Genomic DNA, 17,786 nt, shown 5'->3' with positions numbered 1-17,786 from the left:
CTCTGAAAAAACAAAGGAAATTCGCGGTCAGCTTGCCCTGGCTGACTCCTCGCCAGAGCTCTATTTTAAGGGAGGTTGAAACTTTGAACCTATCTTTGGCAGTTGCATTAGTTATATCTGTGTTTTTAAATATATTTCAGCTGGCACAGCTCAAATTCAACAACCGTAAAAACGTAAATTGGAATGAGAGTACAAAAAGGCCGCTCAACCCCTTTACTGCCATCCTTTGGACTTATTTCGCCATTATCATTCTTTTGATGTTGGCTGCATTAGTAACCGTTATCATACAGCTTAACGAATAATATTAGCGGCGCATCTGAATGCTTCTCTTCTGCTGCCGGCTTTTTATTATTGCCACAGTCATAACGAAAAATGCGCAGAAATTGCAAGGAGAAAAACCGATGAAAACGGGATCGCTCGCTTTGGCACACAAGGAAACGATTGCCCCGAAGGGATCTATTTTAAATGAAGAGACGTTCGAATTTGAAACTCAAAAAAGATGGGCAAATCGTAAAGCATGCGGTAGAAAATCATAAGGAAGAGACAAATACCGCAGCTCCTCCTGCCAAAAAGGATAGAGACATTGGACATGTCAAAAAACAGGAGGCAACCCGCTGCCGAATACAGGAAATAACGGCCTGTACCGTGCTTTACTCATTGGACCCATCCTTCTTATTATCGGACTTGCTATGTTTGTTTTAAACCGCAAAAAGACTCAAAATCAAAGTGCGTAAATATTCCTCAACAGACAGCGTTACGGCTGTCTTTTTCGTTTGCAGAACAGCATTTCGCCCGCGGCGCCTGCGGAAACGCCGAGCATATAAGCCAATAAATCGCTCCACAAAAATCCATAACCGAGAATGAGTCCGCCGAGCGGAACGGCTCTGATATCGTCAATCCATGGAGCGTGATACAGCTGGCTGCATTCGATTAAAATACAAAACGCCAGCGCAATCAGCGCCACTGAAGCTGTCTTCGTGTTTTTGAACAGAAAGCCTGCGCCGAAGAAAATCATCAGCGCCCACAGCGCATCCCCTAAATAGGCATTCACGATGTCCGGCAGCATATCGGCCGTCTTTCTTGAAGCAAGCCCCGCCGCCATCGCTGCGAATATCAGCGCAAGCCGGCGGATACGGCTTCTTTTCATATTCATGACTGAACCCCGTTTCTGCCAAAGCAGATTTAAGTAAACTTCGGAGACATGACGGATACAAGAGGTTAAACGTTTTATTATTTTGGGCGGTTTAAAATGAACGAAAAAAGCCGCCGTACCCGGCGGCTTGTGTTATATCGCATTTTTGCTTTCGGCTTTTTGTTCGGTGCCGGAGCGTTCCCAGCATTCGACGCCTTCATGGTTTTCAAGAACATCTTTATAAAAGACCGGATCTTTGCCCGCTTTTCGCTGTTTCACATAGTCTTTCAAGGCGGCAAATGCCACTTTTGACAGCAGGAAGATCGCGATTAAATTGACGATGACCATCAAGCCCATGAACAGGTCGGCCATATCCCAGACAAGCTGTACTTTTGCAACACAGCCGAAGATCACCATTCCGAGCACACCGATTCTGTATAGTAATAAGACTGCTTTGCTTTTGTTTAAGAAACCGATGTTTGTCTCTCCGTAGTAATAGTTTCCGATCAGCGCGCAGAAACCGAATAACAGGATTAAAATTGCAAGAAATCCCGACGCCCACGGTCCGACGTGTTCGCTCAGAGCGGCTTGCGTCAGCGGAATTCCGCTCAGTCCCGGCTGCTTATAAGCATCAGAGAACAAAATGATCAGGGCGGTGCTCGTACAAATGATTAATGTGTCCGTTAATACGCCGAACGCCTGGATCAGCCCCTGCTTGACGGGATGGCTTGTCGTTGCCGTTGCAGCAGCATTTGGCGCGCTTCCCATACCCGCTTCGTTTGAGAAAATTCCGCGTTTGATCCCGTGCATCAGTGCCGCGCCTAATGCTCCGCCCGCTGCCTGCTCAAATCCGAACGCATTTTTCACGATCAGTGCAAAAACGTCGGGCAGCTGCGAAATGTTTGTCAAAATGACGAAAAAAGCGACGCCGATATAGAGAACAGCTAAAAACATGACGATATATTCGGACAGCTTCGCAATCCGCTTCACGCCGCCGAAAATGATCGTTCCAAAAACAGTGATCAAAATGACGCCGAGCATGAAACGGTCCGTTCCAAATGCATTATTGAACGCGACGCTGATCGTATTCGATTGAACGGAGTTGAACACGATCCCGAATGACAGGGTGATTAAAACCGCAAACAGGGCGCCCATCCAGCGTTTTTTCAGCCCTTTTTCCATGTAGTAGGCGGGGCCGCCGCGGAATCCGTTTACATCTTTCACTTTATAAATTTGCGCCAGCGTGCTTTCGACAAAGCTTGAAGCTGAGCCGATAATAGCAATGATCCACATCCAGAAGATCGCTCCGGGGCCGCCGAGTGCAATCGCAATCGCGATTCCCGTAATATTTCCGGTGCCGACCCGGGCCGCCATGCTGATGCAAAACGCCTGGAATGGCGATATATCGTTTTTGGAACGGTTTGCCGCGCCTTCCTTTAAAACGCGGACCATCTCTTTCAGCATCCGAACCTGCAAAAATTTCAATCTGAACGTAAAGTATACTCCGACCGACAGAAGCAGCACGATTAATAGTTTTGACCAAAGAAAATCGTTTATAATTCCAATGACATACTGAAGAACTTCCTGCATGTTCTCACCTCTTAATTCATTATCTTCAAAAAATACTCAGATCCCACTCCTGTGCCAATTGTTTCAAAAGCATTCCGCCCGTCATGCTGTTGCCGTAATCGTCAATCGCCGGACCGTAGATGCCGATGCCGCATCCATGCTGAAAAGGCTGTTCCCTTTTCATGCTGGCGGGCACCGCGCACATGATTCCGCCGGAGACGCCGCTTTTTGCCGGAATGCCGACAAAGGCCGCGAATTTTCCTGAAGCATTGTACATTCCGCATGTCAGCATTAAAGCTTTTGTCAGCCTGGCAACATCCTTCGGGATCACCTGCTCCTGGCGGAGAGGGTGATATCCGTCATTTGCGAGAATCATGCCGATCAAGGCGATGTCTTCAGTGCTTCCTTCCATGGAGCATTGCTTCAGATAGACTTCAAGCGTTTCTTCCACGTTTGCTTCGAGAAAGCCGGTTTCCTTTAAATAATGGGCCAATGCTCTGTTCCGATGGGCGGTTTGCCACTCTGACCGAAATACTTCCTCATTGATTTCAAGCCGTTTTCCAATCATTTTTTCAATGACTTCATGAAGCGACTCCATTTTTTCCAGTGCCGATTCACCGGGTAGGATCGACGCAACGGTCAGCGCTCCGGCGTTGATCATCGGGTTAAACGGCTTTCCCGGCTTGTGCATTTCAAGGCGGATGATTGAATTGAACGCGTCTCCCGTCGGTTCTACATCAACACGGTCTAATACGTAAGAAATCCCTTTCGTCAAACACGCTGCGATAAAGCTGATCACCTTTGAGATGCTCTGGAGTGTGAATGATACGTCCCAAGTTCCTGCTTTGATCACCGTTTGATCAGAACCGATCACACAGATGCCGAGCTGGTTAGAGTCGATTTTTCCTAAAGCGGGAATGTATTCGGCGTTGCGTCCGCTTGCGGAAAAAGGACGGTAATGTTCGACCAAATCTTCAAGGCGGGATTGCCAGAAGCGGGCGTCATAGCGTTCTTCCAATACTTCATTCATCGAATTTCCTCCAATCTGACCTGTTAAAGCTTGCAGGTTTGCTGAAAAAATACGAGGCTCTAAAAAGCGGTGATTTGGGCATGGCGGCAGAAGGCAAAGGGGTATAAGCCTTTGCCGCACAAGTTGTTTTAAAGCCTTTTCTTTCCTGGGAAAAAGGGGTTTGGGTTGCACAAGGGAGTGAGTTGCGGGAAAATATAAGCGTTTTCAAATAGAGAAAATATACATTCAATTTATAATAGAACCTACATAAACCTACAAAAAGCGACAAAAATAATTAAAAAATAAGCCAATTGATTTAAAAATCAAATCGACTGTGGGTAAAATGGGAGTTGCGGAAAACGTGCGGTTAAAGTCAAAATAAAGCAACACGCTTTTAATGGAGGATCAGCATGATAGGTGGAAATTGGGGAAGCGTGATGAAAAAGGCGGCCCGGCTTGTAAAGAAAGACGGCTATATCTTAACAGTGATGATGTTAACGGTTCCGCTCGCAGGAGAGCTGAAGTTTTATCCGTTGAACGAGACCTTCCGGGTCAGCTTCGGCGTTCCGACTTTTTTCTTTTTTTTGCTGCTGCTGCGGAATGTCCCGACTGTGCTGTCCGGCTTTTTAACGGGAGCGGCCGTCGTCGGGTTTCGGGTGCTGCTTGATGCATTCGGCCCGGGGCAGATCGATTGGTTGTCATCCTTTTATCACCATTATCCGACTTTTTTCTTTTATTTCACATATGCGTTTCTATTCTACTTGGCAAAAGTGAAGCGATTTCAATTTCGCCCGCTCTACATCGGGTTTCTGGGCTTCGGAATCGAACTGATCGCCGATGGAGCCGAACTGGCCGTTCAATATATGATGTTCGAATCTACCGTCACCCCGGGAAAGATCCGCGACATGATGGCGATTGCTTTTTCCCACAGCTTTATTGTGCTGAGCTTTTTTAATGTCATGAAGCTGTATGAAACGCAATCGCGGGAAAAGCAGATCCGCGAACAAAATGAGCACATGCTGATGATCGTTTCAAATTTATATGAAGAAACCGTTCATTTGAAAAAGACGCTGAAGAATACTGAAGAGATTACGAACGAATCCTATCAGCTGTACAGGCTCTTAAATAGACAGAGCGATAACAATTCCTCTGTCCGGCAGATCAGCCAGAAGGTGCTGCGCCTCGCCGGTGAAATCCACGAGGTCAAAAAAGACAACCAGCGCATTTTCGCCGGACTTTCAAAACTAATTTCGAAAGAAAGCTTCAGAGACTACATGGCGGCAGAAGACCTGGTCCAGCTTGTGACCGGCATTAATCGAAAGTATGCCGAATCGCTCGAAAAAGACATTGACTTTCACTATTCGATAGGCGGAGAACATCCGAAATACCACGTGTATACCGTATTATCCGTGATTAATAATATTATGGCGAATGCGGTGGAAGCGATTCAAAAACAGGGCTCCATCCGCCTCAGCCTCTATAGGCGCGCCGATGACATGCTGGAATGCCGCGTGGAAGATGACGGACCTGGCATTCCCGAGAAAGTCGGGGATGTGGTGTTTGAGCCGGGATACACGTCAAAATATGATGAATTCGGAACCCCTTCAACCGGAATCGGTTTGTCTTATGTGAAGGAAACTGTCGAGGAGCTCGGGGGGAGCATTCGATTTCGGAGTGATGCAAGCGGTGTTGTGTTTACGATCAGACTTCCGGTTCAACAATTGATTCAGAAAGGGTGAAGGCCTGTGCGTTTTTTTATTGCAGATGATGACCGTGCTGTGCGATCGATTTTAAAACAAATCATTGAAGACGAAGATTTGGGAGAAGTGGCCGGAGAAGTGGAAGACGGCTGCGATTTGGAAGGCCACGTCCTGAATTTGCAGCAAATTGATATTTTATTTGTCGATCTTTTAATGCCGCTCCGCGACGGAATTGAGACGGTTCGTCATCTGCATGGCGCTTTCTCAGGGAAGATCATCATGATTTCCCAGGTGGAATCGAAGGAAATGATCGGTGAAGCCTATTCTTTGGGGATTGAATATTATATACATAAACCGATTAACCGCATTGAAATCCTGAACGTCATTCAAAAAGTCAAGGAACGCATCGAACTGGAAAGGTCGATCCATGATATACAATCTTCGCTGAACCGGCTTGTGAGTCTCGGCGGCGGACGAAAAAACGGCTTTAGGGAAAAAAGCATTCAGGAAACGGGTGAATTTCTCCTTTCTGAACTCGGAATCGTCGGGGAGAGCGGATCCCAGGATTTACTGGCCATCCTTCAGTATTTGTTTGATGATGAACAGACCTCACTATATGAAAAGGACTTTCCGCCGCTCAAACAGATTTTTCATCAGATTGCCGAGCAAAAGCTCGGGCCGGCTGCTTCACCCGTAGAGGTCAACAGGGAGATTAAAGCGTCCGAGCAGCGGATACGGCGGGCGGTCAGCCATTCGCTAAACCATTTCGCATCACTCGGTTTAACAGACTTTTCAAATCCGCGATTTGAAAGCTATGCGTCCCGTTTTTTTGACTTTACCGTCATCAGCAAAAAAATGAAAGAGCTGCAGAAAGACTCTGCCGCCGCCTTGCCGTCCGCCCGCGTCAACACGAAGAAATTCATTCAGGTTTTCTTTTTGGAAGCCAAGCGGTTGAGCGAAAGCGCCGGAAAAAGGGGTTAAAAAGAGCTTCCTCACCTAAGAGGAAGCTCTTCTGCATGCCGGTTACCCAGCGTATTCTCTTTTCAGCAGCGAAAACATGTATACGTCAATCAGTCTTCCTTTCGCTTTCTCGTAATCTCTTAACAGTCCTTCCTTTTGAAAGGATAACGAGTTGAGGAGTTTGATTGAAGGCGTGTTTTCGGGCTCTACCTTCGCTTCGATTCGGTTGAGATTCAAGCTTGTAAAGCCGTAATCGATCAGCTTTTGAACAGCTTCGGAAGCAAAGCCTTTTCCCCAATGATTTCTCCCTAAGTCATAGCCGATTTCAGCTCTCCCGTTTTCCTGGTCGATCATATTAAAGCCGCACGTCCCGATGACTTCATCCGTTTCTTTTACAACGATCGAAAAGCGGTTTGCCTGCCCTTCAAGGCTTAAATCATTGATCATTTGGATCATGTCCCGCGCTTGTGAGACGTCTGTAAAAGGCGTGATATTCATATGCTTTGTGACTTCCGGGTCTGACCAGTATTGACAGAGGACATCTGCATCCTCAAATTCCATTTTTCTCAAAGTCAATCTTTCTGTATAAAGGGTTTCCATGATCTTGCCTCCAAGTTCCGTTTTATTTAGGAAGGTGAAAGAACCATTCATCGATCTGCGCATCATTCATGTTCATAGAATAAAATGTAAACTGTTATCGGGAAACGGAGGGATAAATCCCTTTTTTATCTAAAATGGAAAGTGCAATTTCGGCAGCAGAGCTTCCGGCGGCCCGTTTTTCACCTTGAATATGAACAGCAAAGAAAAAAGTATTATCGGCAGCTTCTACATACCCGATAAACCAACCGGCATGGAGTTCCCCGTTGATAACCGAGGTTCCGGTTTTACCAGATAAAACCCTGCCATTTGATTCTTCTAAACGTATCGAATCTTTCACAGTTTGAATATTAGACTGTTTAAAATCAAATTCGTTATCATAAAACTTTTTTAATATATTGACCTGTTCAAGTGGGGAAATTTGAAGAGAGCCATCCAGCCAATAATCGGCCGGGTCTGAAAAATCCTCATTTCCATAATGTATAGATTTGAGATAATGACGTAAATGATCCTCCCCAATTTGCCGGTCCAGTTTTTGAAAATACCATGTTGCGGAGCTGCTCATCGCAGAGAATAAATCCTGGTCTTGATTCCATTCTTTATACGGATATTGAGTCCCGTCCCAAGTCATGTGAGAGTCGTTCTTCGTGATGATCCCGGATTCCAGTGCGAGCAATGCGCTAAACACCTTGTAGGTGGAAGCAGGTGCGAATCTGGAGGTGCTTTCTTTCCTATTGTATATTGTATACTTTTTCCTATTAGAATCAAACAGGACAAAGCCCCCTGAGGCTGAGAATTTATCAAAAAAGGTGCTGTAATCTTCGTATTCTACATTGGTGCCGGGTAAAAAGCGTGTTTCTTTTTGCATGGCCAATATAGACACAGAAGGAGTACCGGCTAATATGGCTCCAAGAACAAGGGTGAACACTAAGGCGCTTTTCGCCTTTAGCAAAGGTGATGCCGTCTGGAAGTTGACAACTGTAACAATCCGTCTTTTGATATGTTTGTATGAACTGCTGAATTCAGAAGCGGCTAACAAAGACGATGTTCTTTGCTTAAGTGAAGTGAATTTTAAAATCACCTCGCCATATTTGATGTGCAATTTTTTATCAAGCGTTTTTAATACGGCAAAGTCGCAAGAAATCTCCATCTCCGTTTTCGCTTCCTTTGATAAATACCACACGAGAGGATTAAACCAATAGACGATTTTCAACAGGCAAAGAAAATAGTTGATGAGCATATCTTTTCGTTTGCAATGGTACAGTTCATGAAGCAAAACACATTTCATTTCGTCGGCAGAAAACATTGAAATATCTTTTGGCAAGATAATATATGGACGAATGACCCCAAATGTAATGGGGGATTTTATCAATGGGGAACTGCCCAAAATGACTTTTTGATGAAAGCGTATTTCCTCTTTACATGTACGAAAAAGGGTTAATAGCTCTTTGCTGTTAACAATTTGCAGGCTCTTTTTTATTTTGCCGATTTTTAGATTGCTATAAAGAGTAGCTATAAGCATAACAGCAATACCCAATATCCAAACTGCGAAAAAGGCTGAATCTATCATTTTGAAAGACGATTGTTCAATCGACATCGAAAAGTCCTGCACCCAGTTTACATGTTGGCCGATTGCTTCTGTCGTCTTGTCTGTGGAGTGGGTTTGGGATAATGCCGATTGAGCTCCTCCTAAATTCAGAATCCAGTCAAAATGATGGCTTTTTAGAAAATGAAAGGGGATAAAAGGAGCGATCAAAGCCAAAAGAGAAATCACGCTAAGATGATAGTGGGTGCCTACAGTGATTTGAGCCTTGAGCAGTTTTTTAATGAGTATGATGATAGAAAAAAACAGAGACAATAGAATTTGACTAACTAAAAAGGGAATAAAGAAAGAACTGCTCATTTCATTCCTTCTTTCTGTTCTTATGTTCTTCTAATATTTGATACAACTCATTAATTTCTTCACCTGACAGCTGATCATTCTCCAAAAAGTTTAATACCATCGAATTAAGAGTGCCATTGTAAAACCGGTTTAAAAAACTGTGACTCTTCACCTCTATATAATCACTTTCGTCTATATTTGGTGTGTAAACGAAAACCCGTCCTTCTTTATGGTGGTTTAATGCTCCTTTTTTAATGAGGCGCAGCAGCATAGTTTGGATGGTTTTAGGGCTCCATTCACTGGTTTTGGATAACTCTTTAATCACCTCATTGGTATTGATCGAAGAATGCTTCCAGATGACTTTCATCACTTCTAATTCCGCATCAGAGATTTGAGGTATTTTTTTCATTTTAATCATCCTATACTTACAAATGTAATACTCTCATTATAGGTTTGCCATTTTAAGAAGTCAATTTAACTGGAGTGAACATGCTGTTTCTGCATTTTTAATTCCATCACTTCCCGTCCGTTCATTTGTCCCTGGTGGAAACGAGGTCATCATTCCGCCGGTATTTATGTCCTTTTCGATTTTTATTCGTTCCGAAAAAACGGTTGCATTTAAATCTTACATGTGTAATACTTTCAAAGACTACATTTGTAAGATTTGATGTTTGAGTCGGCTGAAAGATCGTACGTACCAATTATTCTTTCGTGTTCATTCAAGTCATAACACAGCAGGCATGGCGGAAAGACTGCTTCATTTGTCTATGTTTTAGGTGTAATGGGCACAGCTGGTTACGATCAATCAAATATTCAATCGAAGGGAGACGATTTTGATGAAATTATCGTTCAGTACTTTAAAACTGAAAAAGGCTGCAGCAGTGTTGATTTTCTCTTGCGTCGCGCTTGCAGGATGCGCTAACAATCAATCGAATGCCTCGCAACCTGCCGAGAAGAATGAAAAGACGGAGATGAAAGATGATTTTGCAAAACTTGAGGAGCAATTTGATGCAAAACTCGGGATCTTTGCATTAGATACAGGTACCAACCAGACGGTAGCGTATCGGCCGGATGAGCGTTTTGCTTTTGCTTCGACGATTAAGGCTTTAACTGTAGGGGTGCTTTTACAACAGAAATCAATAGAAGATCTGAACCAGAGAATAACATATACACGTGATGATCTTGTAAACTACAACCCGATTACCGAAAAGCACGTTGATACGGGAATGACGCTTAAAGAGCTTGCGGATGCTTCGCTTCGATACAGTGACAATACCGCACAGAATCTGATTCTAAAACAAATTGGCGGACCTGAAAGTTTGAAAAAGGAACTGAGGAAGATTGGTGATGAGGTTACAAATCCCGAACGATTCGAACCAGAGTTAAATGAAGTGAATCCGGGTGAAACTCAGGATACCAGTACAGCAAGAGCACTTGTCACAAGCCTTCGAGCTTTTGCTCTTGAAGATAAACTTCCAAGTGAAAAACGCGAGCTTTTAATCGATTGGATGAAACGAAATACCACTGGAGATGCCTTAATCCGTGCCGGTGTGCCGGACGGTTGGGAAGTGGCTGATAAAACTGGAGCGGCATCATATGGAACCCGGAATGACATTGCCATCATTTGGCCGCCAAAAGGAGATCCTGTCGTTCTTGCAGTATTATCCAGCAGGGATAAAAAGGATGCCAAGTATGATGATAAGCTTATTGCAGAAGCAACAAAGGTGGTCATGAAAGCCTTAAACATGAACGGCAAATAAAAACAATTGCGATGAATTCCGTCAAAACATCATCTTACATAAAGTCACTTGGTGAACAAGCTCATATCATTGTCCGGCAATGGTGTGGGCTTTTTTTGTTTTCTCTCTTTAAAGATCATGTGAAGAAAAACGGGAAAATCGGTCTGCGGGAAAGGACCGGGTTTTTGTCGAAATCATAGGCGAATGGGTTGGATTGTGACAAAATTCGACACATCTACAGGCGGTGCGACTTGATGGACCATCAACCGCGCCTCTCCTCTTGTTTACAATACTTTACAGTTCGTTAATAAACTCTGCCTATAATAGAACCCGATCAATCATTTGTATAGAGAGGGGTAATACGAATGACACATGAAGGACCGCTGGAGGAATGGATGAAAAAGCTGAGCGAGGAAAGCCTCAAGGACAATACGTTTGACCGCCGCCGTTTTATTCAAGGGGCCGGCAAAATAGCCGGGCTTTCGCTCGGACTTGCAATCGCGCAATCGATGGGGGCAATGGAAGTCAATGCAGCACCGACATTCTCCGAATATCCGTTTACACTTGGCGTTGCATCGGGAGATCCGCTTTCTGACAGCGTCGTATTGTGGACGAGGTTGGCTCCCGATCCGCTAAACGGGGGCGGGATGCCGAATGAAGCTGTATCCGTGAAATGGGAGATCGCGGAAGACGAACGCTTCCGCCGTATCGTCAAACGGGGAACCGAAAAAGCGACACCTCACCTTGCACATTCGGTACATGCCGAGGTATCCGGACTGAAACCGAATCATGTGTACTATTACCGCTTTAAATGCGGCAACCAGCTGAGCCCCGTCGGCAAGACAAAAACGCTTCCGGCGGCAGGGGCAGATGTGGCTAAATTCACATTCGCTTTTGCTTCATGTCAGCAGTACGAACACGGCTATTATACCGCCTATCAGCATATGGCGAAGGAAAAGCTCGATCTTGTTTTTCATCTCGGCGACTATATTTATGAGTACGGTCCGAATGAATATGTTTCAAAAACAGGCAATGTCAGAACACACAGCGGTCCTGAAATCATGTCGCTGCTTGATTACCGAAACCGCCATGCCCAATATCGTTCAGATGCAAACTTGAAAGCCGCACATGCCGCCTTCCCGTGGGTTGTCACATGGGACGACCATGAAGTGGAGAACAACTACGCGAATGTCATCCCTGAAAAAGGCCAGTCAGTAGAAGCGTTTATTAAACGGCGCGCCGCCGCATACCAAGCTTATTACGAGCATATGCCGCTCCGCCGCAAATCCCTGCCGAACGGTCCTGATATGCAATTGTACCGGAATTTTTCCTACGGCAATCTGGCGGACATTAGCGTGCTTGATACCCGTCAGTATCGCGATGACCAAGCCAACGGAGATGGCAATAAGCCTCCTTCTGATGAGTCGAATGATCCGAAGCGGACGCTGCTTGGAGCCGAACAGGAGGCTTGGCTGTTTGACAACCTGAGTCGTTCCGGAGCACACTGGAACATCATCGCACAGCAGATTTTCTTTGCGCAATGGAACTTTGGGACAAGCGCGGCGCCGATTTACAGCATGGATTCGTGGGACGGATATCCCGCTCAGCGAAAGCGGGTGATCGACTTCATCAAATCTCAAAAACTGAACAACATCGTCGTCCTCACCGGTGATGTGCATGCCAGCTGGGCAAATAATCTGCTCGTTGACTTTGACAATCCAAAATCGGACATCTTCGGCGTGGAATTCGTCGGGACGTCGATTACATCTGGAGGAAACGGCGCTGATAAAAGAGCGGATACAGATAAGATTTTATCGAACAATCCTCATATAAAGTTTTTCAATGATTACCGCGGCTATGTGCGCTGTACGGTCACACCGGAAGAATGGCGGACAGATTACCGCGTGGTCCCATATGTGACAGAACCGGGTGCCGCGATTTCGACAAGAGCTTCCTATGTTTATCATAAAGACTACACAGGGCTGAAACGGACCGCTTCCAACATTGTGCCTGGAGGCGTGAAGAAGTCAAACGAAGTCGAAGAAGACCGCTTCCTCGCACATACAAGAGCCCATCAGAAGCAAGTGAAGCAAAAGGAGAAAAAAGTAACCCAGTAATCAATGAAAGGATGACAGCAAAATGCTTTCAAATATCGGTATTCCGGGTCTCATCCTGGTTCTGGTAATTGCGCTGATCATTTTCGGGCCTTCAAAGCTTCCGGAAATCGGCCGGGCTTTTGGAAAAACGCTGACCGAATTCAAAAGCGCGACAAAGTCTTTAGTATCTGCCGATGACAATGAGATCGGACAGGGGTCTGATGCGAAGAAGCAAAACGATCCATCGGCACGATGATCAATAGAGCGGGCGGGTGAACCCGTCTGTTCTTTTTTCTGTTTAGCATGTGAAGGGGAGGAAGGCGAAGGTGAAAAAAAGGGAAACACATTTGATTGCCCATCTTGAAGAGCTGCGCCAGCGAATCATTAAAACGCTTCTTACGTTTATTCTGTTTCTCATCACCGGCTTTTTGTTTGTTCAGGATATCTACGACTGGCTGATTAAAGACCTCGATGAAAAGCTTGCTGTACTGGGGCCGGGGGATATTCTTTGGGTTTATATGATGATTGCGGGGGTGCTGGCGGTCGCTGCCACCATACCGGTGGCAGCTTTTCAGACATGGCGGTTTGTGGCGCCTGCGCTGACCGACCGCGAACGGAGGATGGCATTATTTTATATTCCGGGTCTTTTCACTTTTTTTATTTTGGGGATTGTATTCGGTTATGTTGTGCTCTTTCCGCTCGTTCTTCAGTTTTTGATCGGATTATCCGCCGGCCATTTTCAAACGATGTTTACGGCAGAGCATTATTTTCGCTTTATGATGAACCTGACACTGCCATTCGGGTTTTTGTTCGAAATGCCCCTCATCGTGATGTTTTTAACGAGCCTCGGGATTTTAAATCCGGCCAAGCTCAGTAAAATGAGAAAAATTTCTTATTTTGCGCTGATTGTCGTATCAGTTGTGATCACGCCGCCCGATTTTATCTCGGATGTGTTGGTGATCGTCCCGCTGCTTGTATTATACGAATTAAGCATCTCTTTATCGGCGTTTATTTACCGGAAAAAAACTGCTGCGCAACCAGGGGCTGAGGCCTAAGGCTGAAGACGGACCGTGTCTTCAGTCTCTTTTTTTTGCTTGAAATAAAAAAATCAGAAAATAATGATATTGACAATTTGTTTATTTGTCTTACAATTAAACAAAAAGATGAATGGAGGGATTTTCTAAAAACAGAAACATCGCATTTCAACTGAATGACAACGCTTTCTCAGGAAATGAACGACAGGGGGATGACGGAGATGAGTCAATTACGGAAGGCGCCGGAAGGCATATTAGGTTTCCCGGTGGCACCCTTCAACAGGGAAGGAAAACTGGAGGAAGAAGCACTTTACGAAAACATCCGCTTTTTATTGGATGAAGGGCTTGAGGCGGTTTTTATCGCTTGCGGCTCAGGAGAATTTCAGTCTCTCAGCGCAAAGGAATATGAGCAAATGGTCGAAATTGCCGTCTCGGCGGCGGGCGGGAAGGTGCCTGTTTACACAGGAGTGGGCAGCAACTTGAGCACCGCTTTGGAATGGGCGCGGATTTCCGAGGAAAAAGGGGCCGACGGCTATCTGATTCTCCCGCCATACTTGATACACGGAGAGCAGGAAGGCCTCTATCAGTATACGAAAACAATCATTGAAAGCACGGATTTAAACGCCATCATTTATCAGCGAGACAATGCGGTTTTGACGCTTGAACAGATTCAGCGGCTGACCGATCTCGAGCAGCTTGTCGGACTCAAAGACGGCATAGGGGATATGGCGTTGAATATCAGTTTGTCGTATACGATAGGAGACAGGCTGGGCTGGCTCAACGGAATGCCGATGGCTGAAGTCACGATGCCGGCTTATGCTCCAATTGGCTTTACGTCGTATTCTTCGGCGATATCCAATTATATTCCTCATATTTCAAGGATGTTTTATGAGGCATTATTAAACGGCAACGACCAGCTTGTCAAAGAGATTTATGAGCATGTCATCATGCCGATTAACGAGATCCGCAAACTTCGGAAGGGCTATGCCGTGTCTTTGATCAAAGCCGGTATGGAAATCATGGGCCTTCATGTGAAAAACACGGCGAGACCGCCGATCGTTCCGGTGGAAAAAGAACATTGCCGGCAGCTCGAAAACATTCTGAAAAACGCGATGGCGCGTTATCCGAAAACGACCGCTGCCCTATAAACAAAAGGAGGAATTTGAAGATGTCTGTTGCAGCTGAAAATAAAACGTATTTTAACTTTATCAACGGCCGCTGGGTGAAGGCTGAATCGGGCGGGATGGAACAGTGCTTGAACCCGGCAGATACACGGGATATCGTCGGGCTTGTGCAAAAGTCTTCGATTGCGGATGTAGACTGGGCGGTTGAAGCGGCCAAGCAGGCCAAAAAGGCTTGGAGAAAGCTGTCGGGAGCGGAGCGCGGTCAATTTCTTTACAAGGCTGCTGATATCATGGAACAGCGCCTCGATGAAATTGCCGAGTGTGCGACGCGTGAAATGGGGAAAACACTGCCTGAAGCAAAAGGGGAAACAGCGCGGGGAATCGCGATTCTCAGATACTATGCCGGAGAGGGGATGCGGAAAACAGGCGATGTGATTCCCTCGACCGACACATCCGCTTTCATGTACACCGACAGAGTGCCGCTCGGCGTCGTCGGCGTCATCTCGCCGTGGAATTTTCCCGTTGCCATCCCGATTTGGAAAATGGCGCCTGCCCTCATCTATGGAAACACGGTCGTCATCAAGCCGGCTACAGAAACCGCAGTCACCTGCCTTAAAATTATCTCGTGCTTTGAGGAAGCAGGGATTCCGTCAGGCGTGGTCAATGCGGTGACAGGACCGGGATCATCGGCCGGCCAAAGGCTTGCTGAACACCCGGATGTGAACGGAATTACGTTTACAGGGTCGAACCAAACCGGAAAAATCATCGGCCGGACGGCGTTTGAAAGAGGGGCGAAGTACCAGCTTGAGATGGGCGGCAAAAACCCGGTGATCATAGCAGATGACGCCGACCTTGATAGTGCGGTTGAAGCGGTCATCAGCGGAGCGTTCCGGTCGACGGGTCAAAAGTGTACGGCGACAAGCCGCGTCATCGTCTTAAACGGTGTTTATAACCGGTTTAAAGAAAAGCTGCTTCAACAAACGAAAGAAATTACAATCGGCGACAGCTTAAAAGAAGATGTCTGGATGGGACCGATTGCGAACAAACAGCAGCTTGACAACTGCCTGTCCTATATTGAAAAAGGAAAGAAAGAAGGCGCGGACCTCATTTTCGGCGGCGAGAGGCTGGCAGATGGAAAATACGAAAACGGCTATTATATCAGGCCGGCCATTTTTGACAACGTCACTTCCGGCATGACGATTGCCCAAGAAGAAATTTTCGGCCCGGTCATCGCTTTAATCAAGGCGGATACACTTGACGAAGCTTTGGAGACGGCCAATGACGTCAAATTTGGCCTGAGCGCTTCCATTTTTACGCAAAACATCGGCCGGATGCTGTCATTCATAGATGAAATCGAAGCGGGGCTCATTCGCGTCAACGCCGAAAGCGCCGGTGTCGAACTGCAGGCGCCATTCGGAGGTGTTAAACAATCGAGCTCGCATTCACGGGAACAGGGGGAGGCAGCAAAAGAATTTTTTACAGCCGTGAAAACCGTATTTGTCAAACCGTAAATCAATCGTTTCGGTACAAATGAATAAAGGAGAAGATGCTATGAAAAAAAATCGTGCAGCCTCCCCCCATACCGCGGGGAAAAGAAGTTCTGTCCGCTGGTTTGTCGTGTCTATGCTGTTTCTCGTCACATCCATTAATTATGCCGACCGTGCGACACTCTCGATCGTCGGCGATTCTGTGCAGCATGAGCTTGGGCTGAGTTCGGTGGCGATGGGGTATGTCTTTTCCGCATTTGGCTGGGCGTATGTTGTCGGCCAAATTCCCGGAGGCTGGCTGCTTGACCGCTTTGGGTCGAAAATCATCATCGCCGCCAGCATCTTCTTTTGGTCATTGTTTACCCTTTTGCAGGGAACGCTTGGCTTTTTCGCCGCGGGAACGGCCGTTATCCTTTTATTTGCGCTCCGGTTTCTCGTCGGTCTGTCAGAAGCGCCGTCCTTCCCGGGCAACGGCCGGGTGGTGGCTTCCTGGTTTCCAAGCTCTGAACGCGGAACAGCATCGGCGATCTTCAACTCGGCGCAGTACTTTGCACTTGTCATTTTTTCACCGCTGATGGGGTGGCTCGCCCACTCATTCAGCTGGCATACGGTTTTTGTCATTATGGGTGCTCTGGGGATTGCGATGTCGTTTATTTGGCTGAAAACGATTTACGAACCCAAAAAACACCCGAGAATCAATGCCGCCGAACTGGCGTACATCGAAGAAGGCGGCGCGCTTGTCTCGATGGATGAGGGAAAGAACGCGGAAAAGAAGGAAAAGGAGTCGCAATGGCCTTACATTAAGCAGCTTTTAAGAAGCAGGATGCTGCTCGGGGTGTATATCGCCCAATACTGCATCACAACGTTGACCTATTTCTTTCTGACCTGGTTTCCGGTCTATCTCGTTCAGGCACGCGGTATGTCGATCCTTGAAGCGGGTTTTGTCGCATCGCTTCCTGCAATCTGCGGATTTTTAGGAGGATTGCTGGGCGGGTTCGTGTCAGACTTCCTTTTGAAAAAGGGCTGCTCGATAACGGTTGCCAGAAAAACACCGATCATCCTCGGCATGCTGATGTCCTGCTCGATGATCGTATGCAACTATGCAGATTCATCTTGGCTGGTCGTTTCCATCATGTCGCTTGCCTTTTTCGGAAAAGGATTTGGCGCGCTGGGCTGGGCGGTTGTGTCAGATACCTCGCCAAAGGAGTGTGCCGGCTTGAGCGGCGGCATCTTCAACACCTTTGGAAATATTGCGTCCATCACGACGCCGATTATCATCGGATATATCGTGAATGCGACAGGCTCATTTAACGGAGCGCTTGTGTTTGTCGGTGCCAACGCGATTGCCGCGGTATTAAGTTATCTGTTTCTCGTCGGGCCGATCAAGCGCATCGAACTGCAGAAAGAGGAAGACCCTGCGGACACCACTTTATCCATATGAAATGTAAGCGCTTTAA

At 46.4% G+C, this 17,786-nt stretch carries 17 protein-coding genes and 1 pseudogene; 12 read left to right on the top strand and 6 right to left on the bottom strand.

Annotated features, from left to right (window positions below):
* Positions 1-83: 83 nt before the first annotated feature.
* The 3 genes and pseudogenes from ACVC9U_RS18165 to ACVC9U_RS18155 all read left to right on the top strand — a co-directional run.
* Complete coding sequence (locus ACVC9U_RS18165) at positions 84-302, top strand: hypothetical protein (RefSeq protein WP_075753629.1); 219 nt, start codon at positions 84-86, stop codon at positions 300-302.
* 99 nt (positions 303-401) lie between these two features.
* Complete coding sequence (locus ACVC9U_RS18160; RefSeq protein WP_256700703.1) at positions 402-536, top strand: hypothetical protein; 135 nt, start codon at positions 402-404, stop codon at positions 534-536.
* A gap of 75 nt (positions 537-611) precedes the next feature.
* Positions 612-734: pseudogene (locus ACVC9U_RS18155) on the top strand (LPXTG cell wall anchor domain-containing protein); the annotation flags it as partial.
* A 20-nt stretch (positions 735-754) separates the two neighbouring features.
* Here ACVC9U_RS18155 and ACVC9U_RS18150 read toward each other — a convergent pair.
* From ACVC9U_RS18150 to ACVC9U_RS18140, 3 genes are all read right to left on the bottom strand, one after another.
* Positions 755-1,153, bottom strand: coding sequence for a ribosomal maturation YjgA family protein (locus ACVC9U_RS18150; RefSeq protein ID WP_075753633.1), 399 nt, complete (start codon positions 1,151-1,153; stop codon positions 755-757).
* Between the two features lie 132 nt (positions 1,154-1,285).
* The gene (locus ACVC9U_RS18145; protein WP_075753635.1) at positions 1,286-2,722 is read right to left on the bottom strand and encodes an alanine/glycine:cation symporter family protein; all 1,437 of its coding nucleotides are present in this window, start codon (positions 2,720-2,722) and stop codon (positions 1,286-1,288) included.
* A 25-nt stretch (positions 2,723-2,747) separates the two neighbouring features.
* Positions 2,748-3,731: a glutaminase gene (locus ACVC9U_RS18140; protein ID WP_075753637.1), complete on the bottom strand. Its 984-nt coding sequence runs from the start codon at positions 3,729-3,731 to the stop codon at positions 2,748-2,750.
* Positions 3,732-4,120: 389 nt separating this feature from the next.
* Between ACVC9U_RS18140 and ACVC9U_RS18135 the strand changes: the two genes are divergently transcribed.
* Together ACVC9U_RS18135 and ACVC9U_RS18130 are read left to right on the top strand one after the other, a co-directional pair.
* Complete coding sequence (locus ACVC9U_RS18135; protein WP_075753639.1) at positions 4,121-5,449, top strand: sensor histidine kinase; 1,329 nt, start codon at positions 4,121-4,123, stop codon at positions 5,447-5,449.
* A 6-nt stretch (positions 5,450-5,455) separates the two neighbouring features.
* Positions 5,456-6,391, top strand: coding sequence for a response regulator (locus tag ACVC9U_RS18130; protein WP_075753641.1), 936 nt, complete (start codon positions 5,456-5,458; stop codon positions 6,389-6,391).
* Between the two features lie 42 nt (positions 6,392-6,433).
* Here ACVC9U_RS18130 and ACVC9U_RS18125 read toward each other — a convergent pair whose 3' ends face one another.
* The 3 genes from ACVC9U_RS18125 to ACVC9U_RS18115 form a co-directional block, all read right to left on the bottom strand.
* Positions 6,434-6,970 carry a GNAT family N-acetyltransferase gene (locus tag ACVC9U_RS18125; protein WP_075753643.1) on the bottom strand — a complete coding sequence of 179 codons (537 nt, stop codon included), beginning with the start codon at positions 6,968-6,970 and terminating at the stop codon, positions 6,434-6,436.
* 94 nt (positions 6,971-7,064) lie between these two features.
* Positions 7,065-8,870: a BlaR1 family beta-lactam sensor/signal transducer gene (locus ACVC9U_RS18120; RefSeq protein WP_075753645.1), complete on the bottom strand. Its 1,806-nt coding sequence runs from the start codon at positions 8,868-8,870 to the stop codon at positions 7,065-7,067.
* A gap of 1 nt (position 8,871) precedes the next feature.
* Positions 8,872-9,258 carry a BlaI/MecI/CopY family transcriptional regulator gene (locus tag ACVC9U_RS18115; protein ID WP_075753647.1) on the bottom strand — a complete coding sequence of 129 codons (387 nt, stop codon included), beginning with the start codon at positions 9,256-9,258 and terminating at the stop codon, positions 8,872-8,874.
* A gap of 427 nt (positions 9,259-9,685) precedes the next feature.
* On the opposite strand from ACVC9U_RS18115, the gene blaP reads away from it, so the two are divergent.
* From blaP to ACVC9U_RS18080, 7 genes are all read left to right on the top strand, one after another.
* Positions 9,686-10,609, top strand: a complete 924-nt coding sequence (gene blaP, locus ACVC9U_RS18110; protein WP_075753649.1) for a class A beta-lactamase BlaP — start codon at positions 9,686-9,688, stop codon at positions 10,607-10,609.
* Between the two features lie 344 nt (positions 10,610-10,953).
* Positions 10,954-12,705 (top strand): alkaline phosphatase D family protein, encoded by a 1,752-nt coding sequence (locus ACVC9U_RS18105; RefSeq protein ID WP_075753651.1) that lies wholly within the window; start codon positions 10,954-10,956, stop codon positions 12,703-12,705.
* Between the two features lie 22 nt (positions 12,706-12,727).
* Positions 12,728-12,940 (top strand): twin-arginine translocase TatA/TatE family subunit, encoded by a 213-nt coding sequence (locus ACVC9U_RS18100; RefSeq protein ID WP_075753653.1) that lies wholly within the window; start codon positions 12,728-12,730, stop codon positions 12,938-12,940.
* A 70-nt stretch (positions 12,941-13,010) separates the two neighbouring features.
* On the top strand, positions 13,011-13,739 hold the full coding sequence (gene tatC / locus ACVC9U_RS18095) for a twin-arginine translocase subunit TatC (protein ID WP_075753655.1): 729 nt from the start codon (positions 13,011-13,013) through the stop codon (positions 13,737-13,739).
* 200 nt (positions 13,740-13,939) lie between these two features.
* A complete protein-coding gene (kdgD, locus tag ACVC9U_RS18090; protein ID WP_441391368.1) occupies positions 13,940-14,866 on the top strand; it encodes a 5-dehydro-4-deoxyglucarate dehydratase in 927 nt (308 codons plus the stop codon).
* 20 nt (positions 14,867-14,886) lie between these two features.
* Positions 14,887-16,353 carry an alpha-ketoglutaric semialdehyde dehydrogenase GucD gene (gene gucD, locus ACVC9U_RS18085; protein WP_441391367.1) on the top strand — a complete coding sequence of 489 codons (1,467 nt, stop codon included), beginning with the start codon at positions 14,887-14,889 and terminating at the stop codon, positions 16,351-16,353.
* 40 nt (positions 16,354-16,393) lie between these two features.
* The gene (locus ACVC9U_RS18080; RefSeq protein WP_035337354.1) at positions 16,394-17,770 is read left to right on the top strand and encodes an MFS transporter; all 1,377 of its coding nucleotides are present in this window, start codon (positions 16,394-16,396) and stop codon (positions 17,768-17,770) included.
* Positions 17,771-17,786 lie beyond the last annotated feature (16 nt).

The sequence above is a fragment of the Bacillus sp. GM2 genome (assembly GCF_056155945.1).
This window is presented reverse-complemented; position numbering and strand designations above follow the sequence as displayed.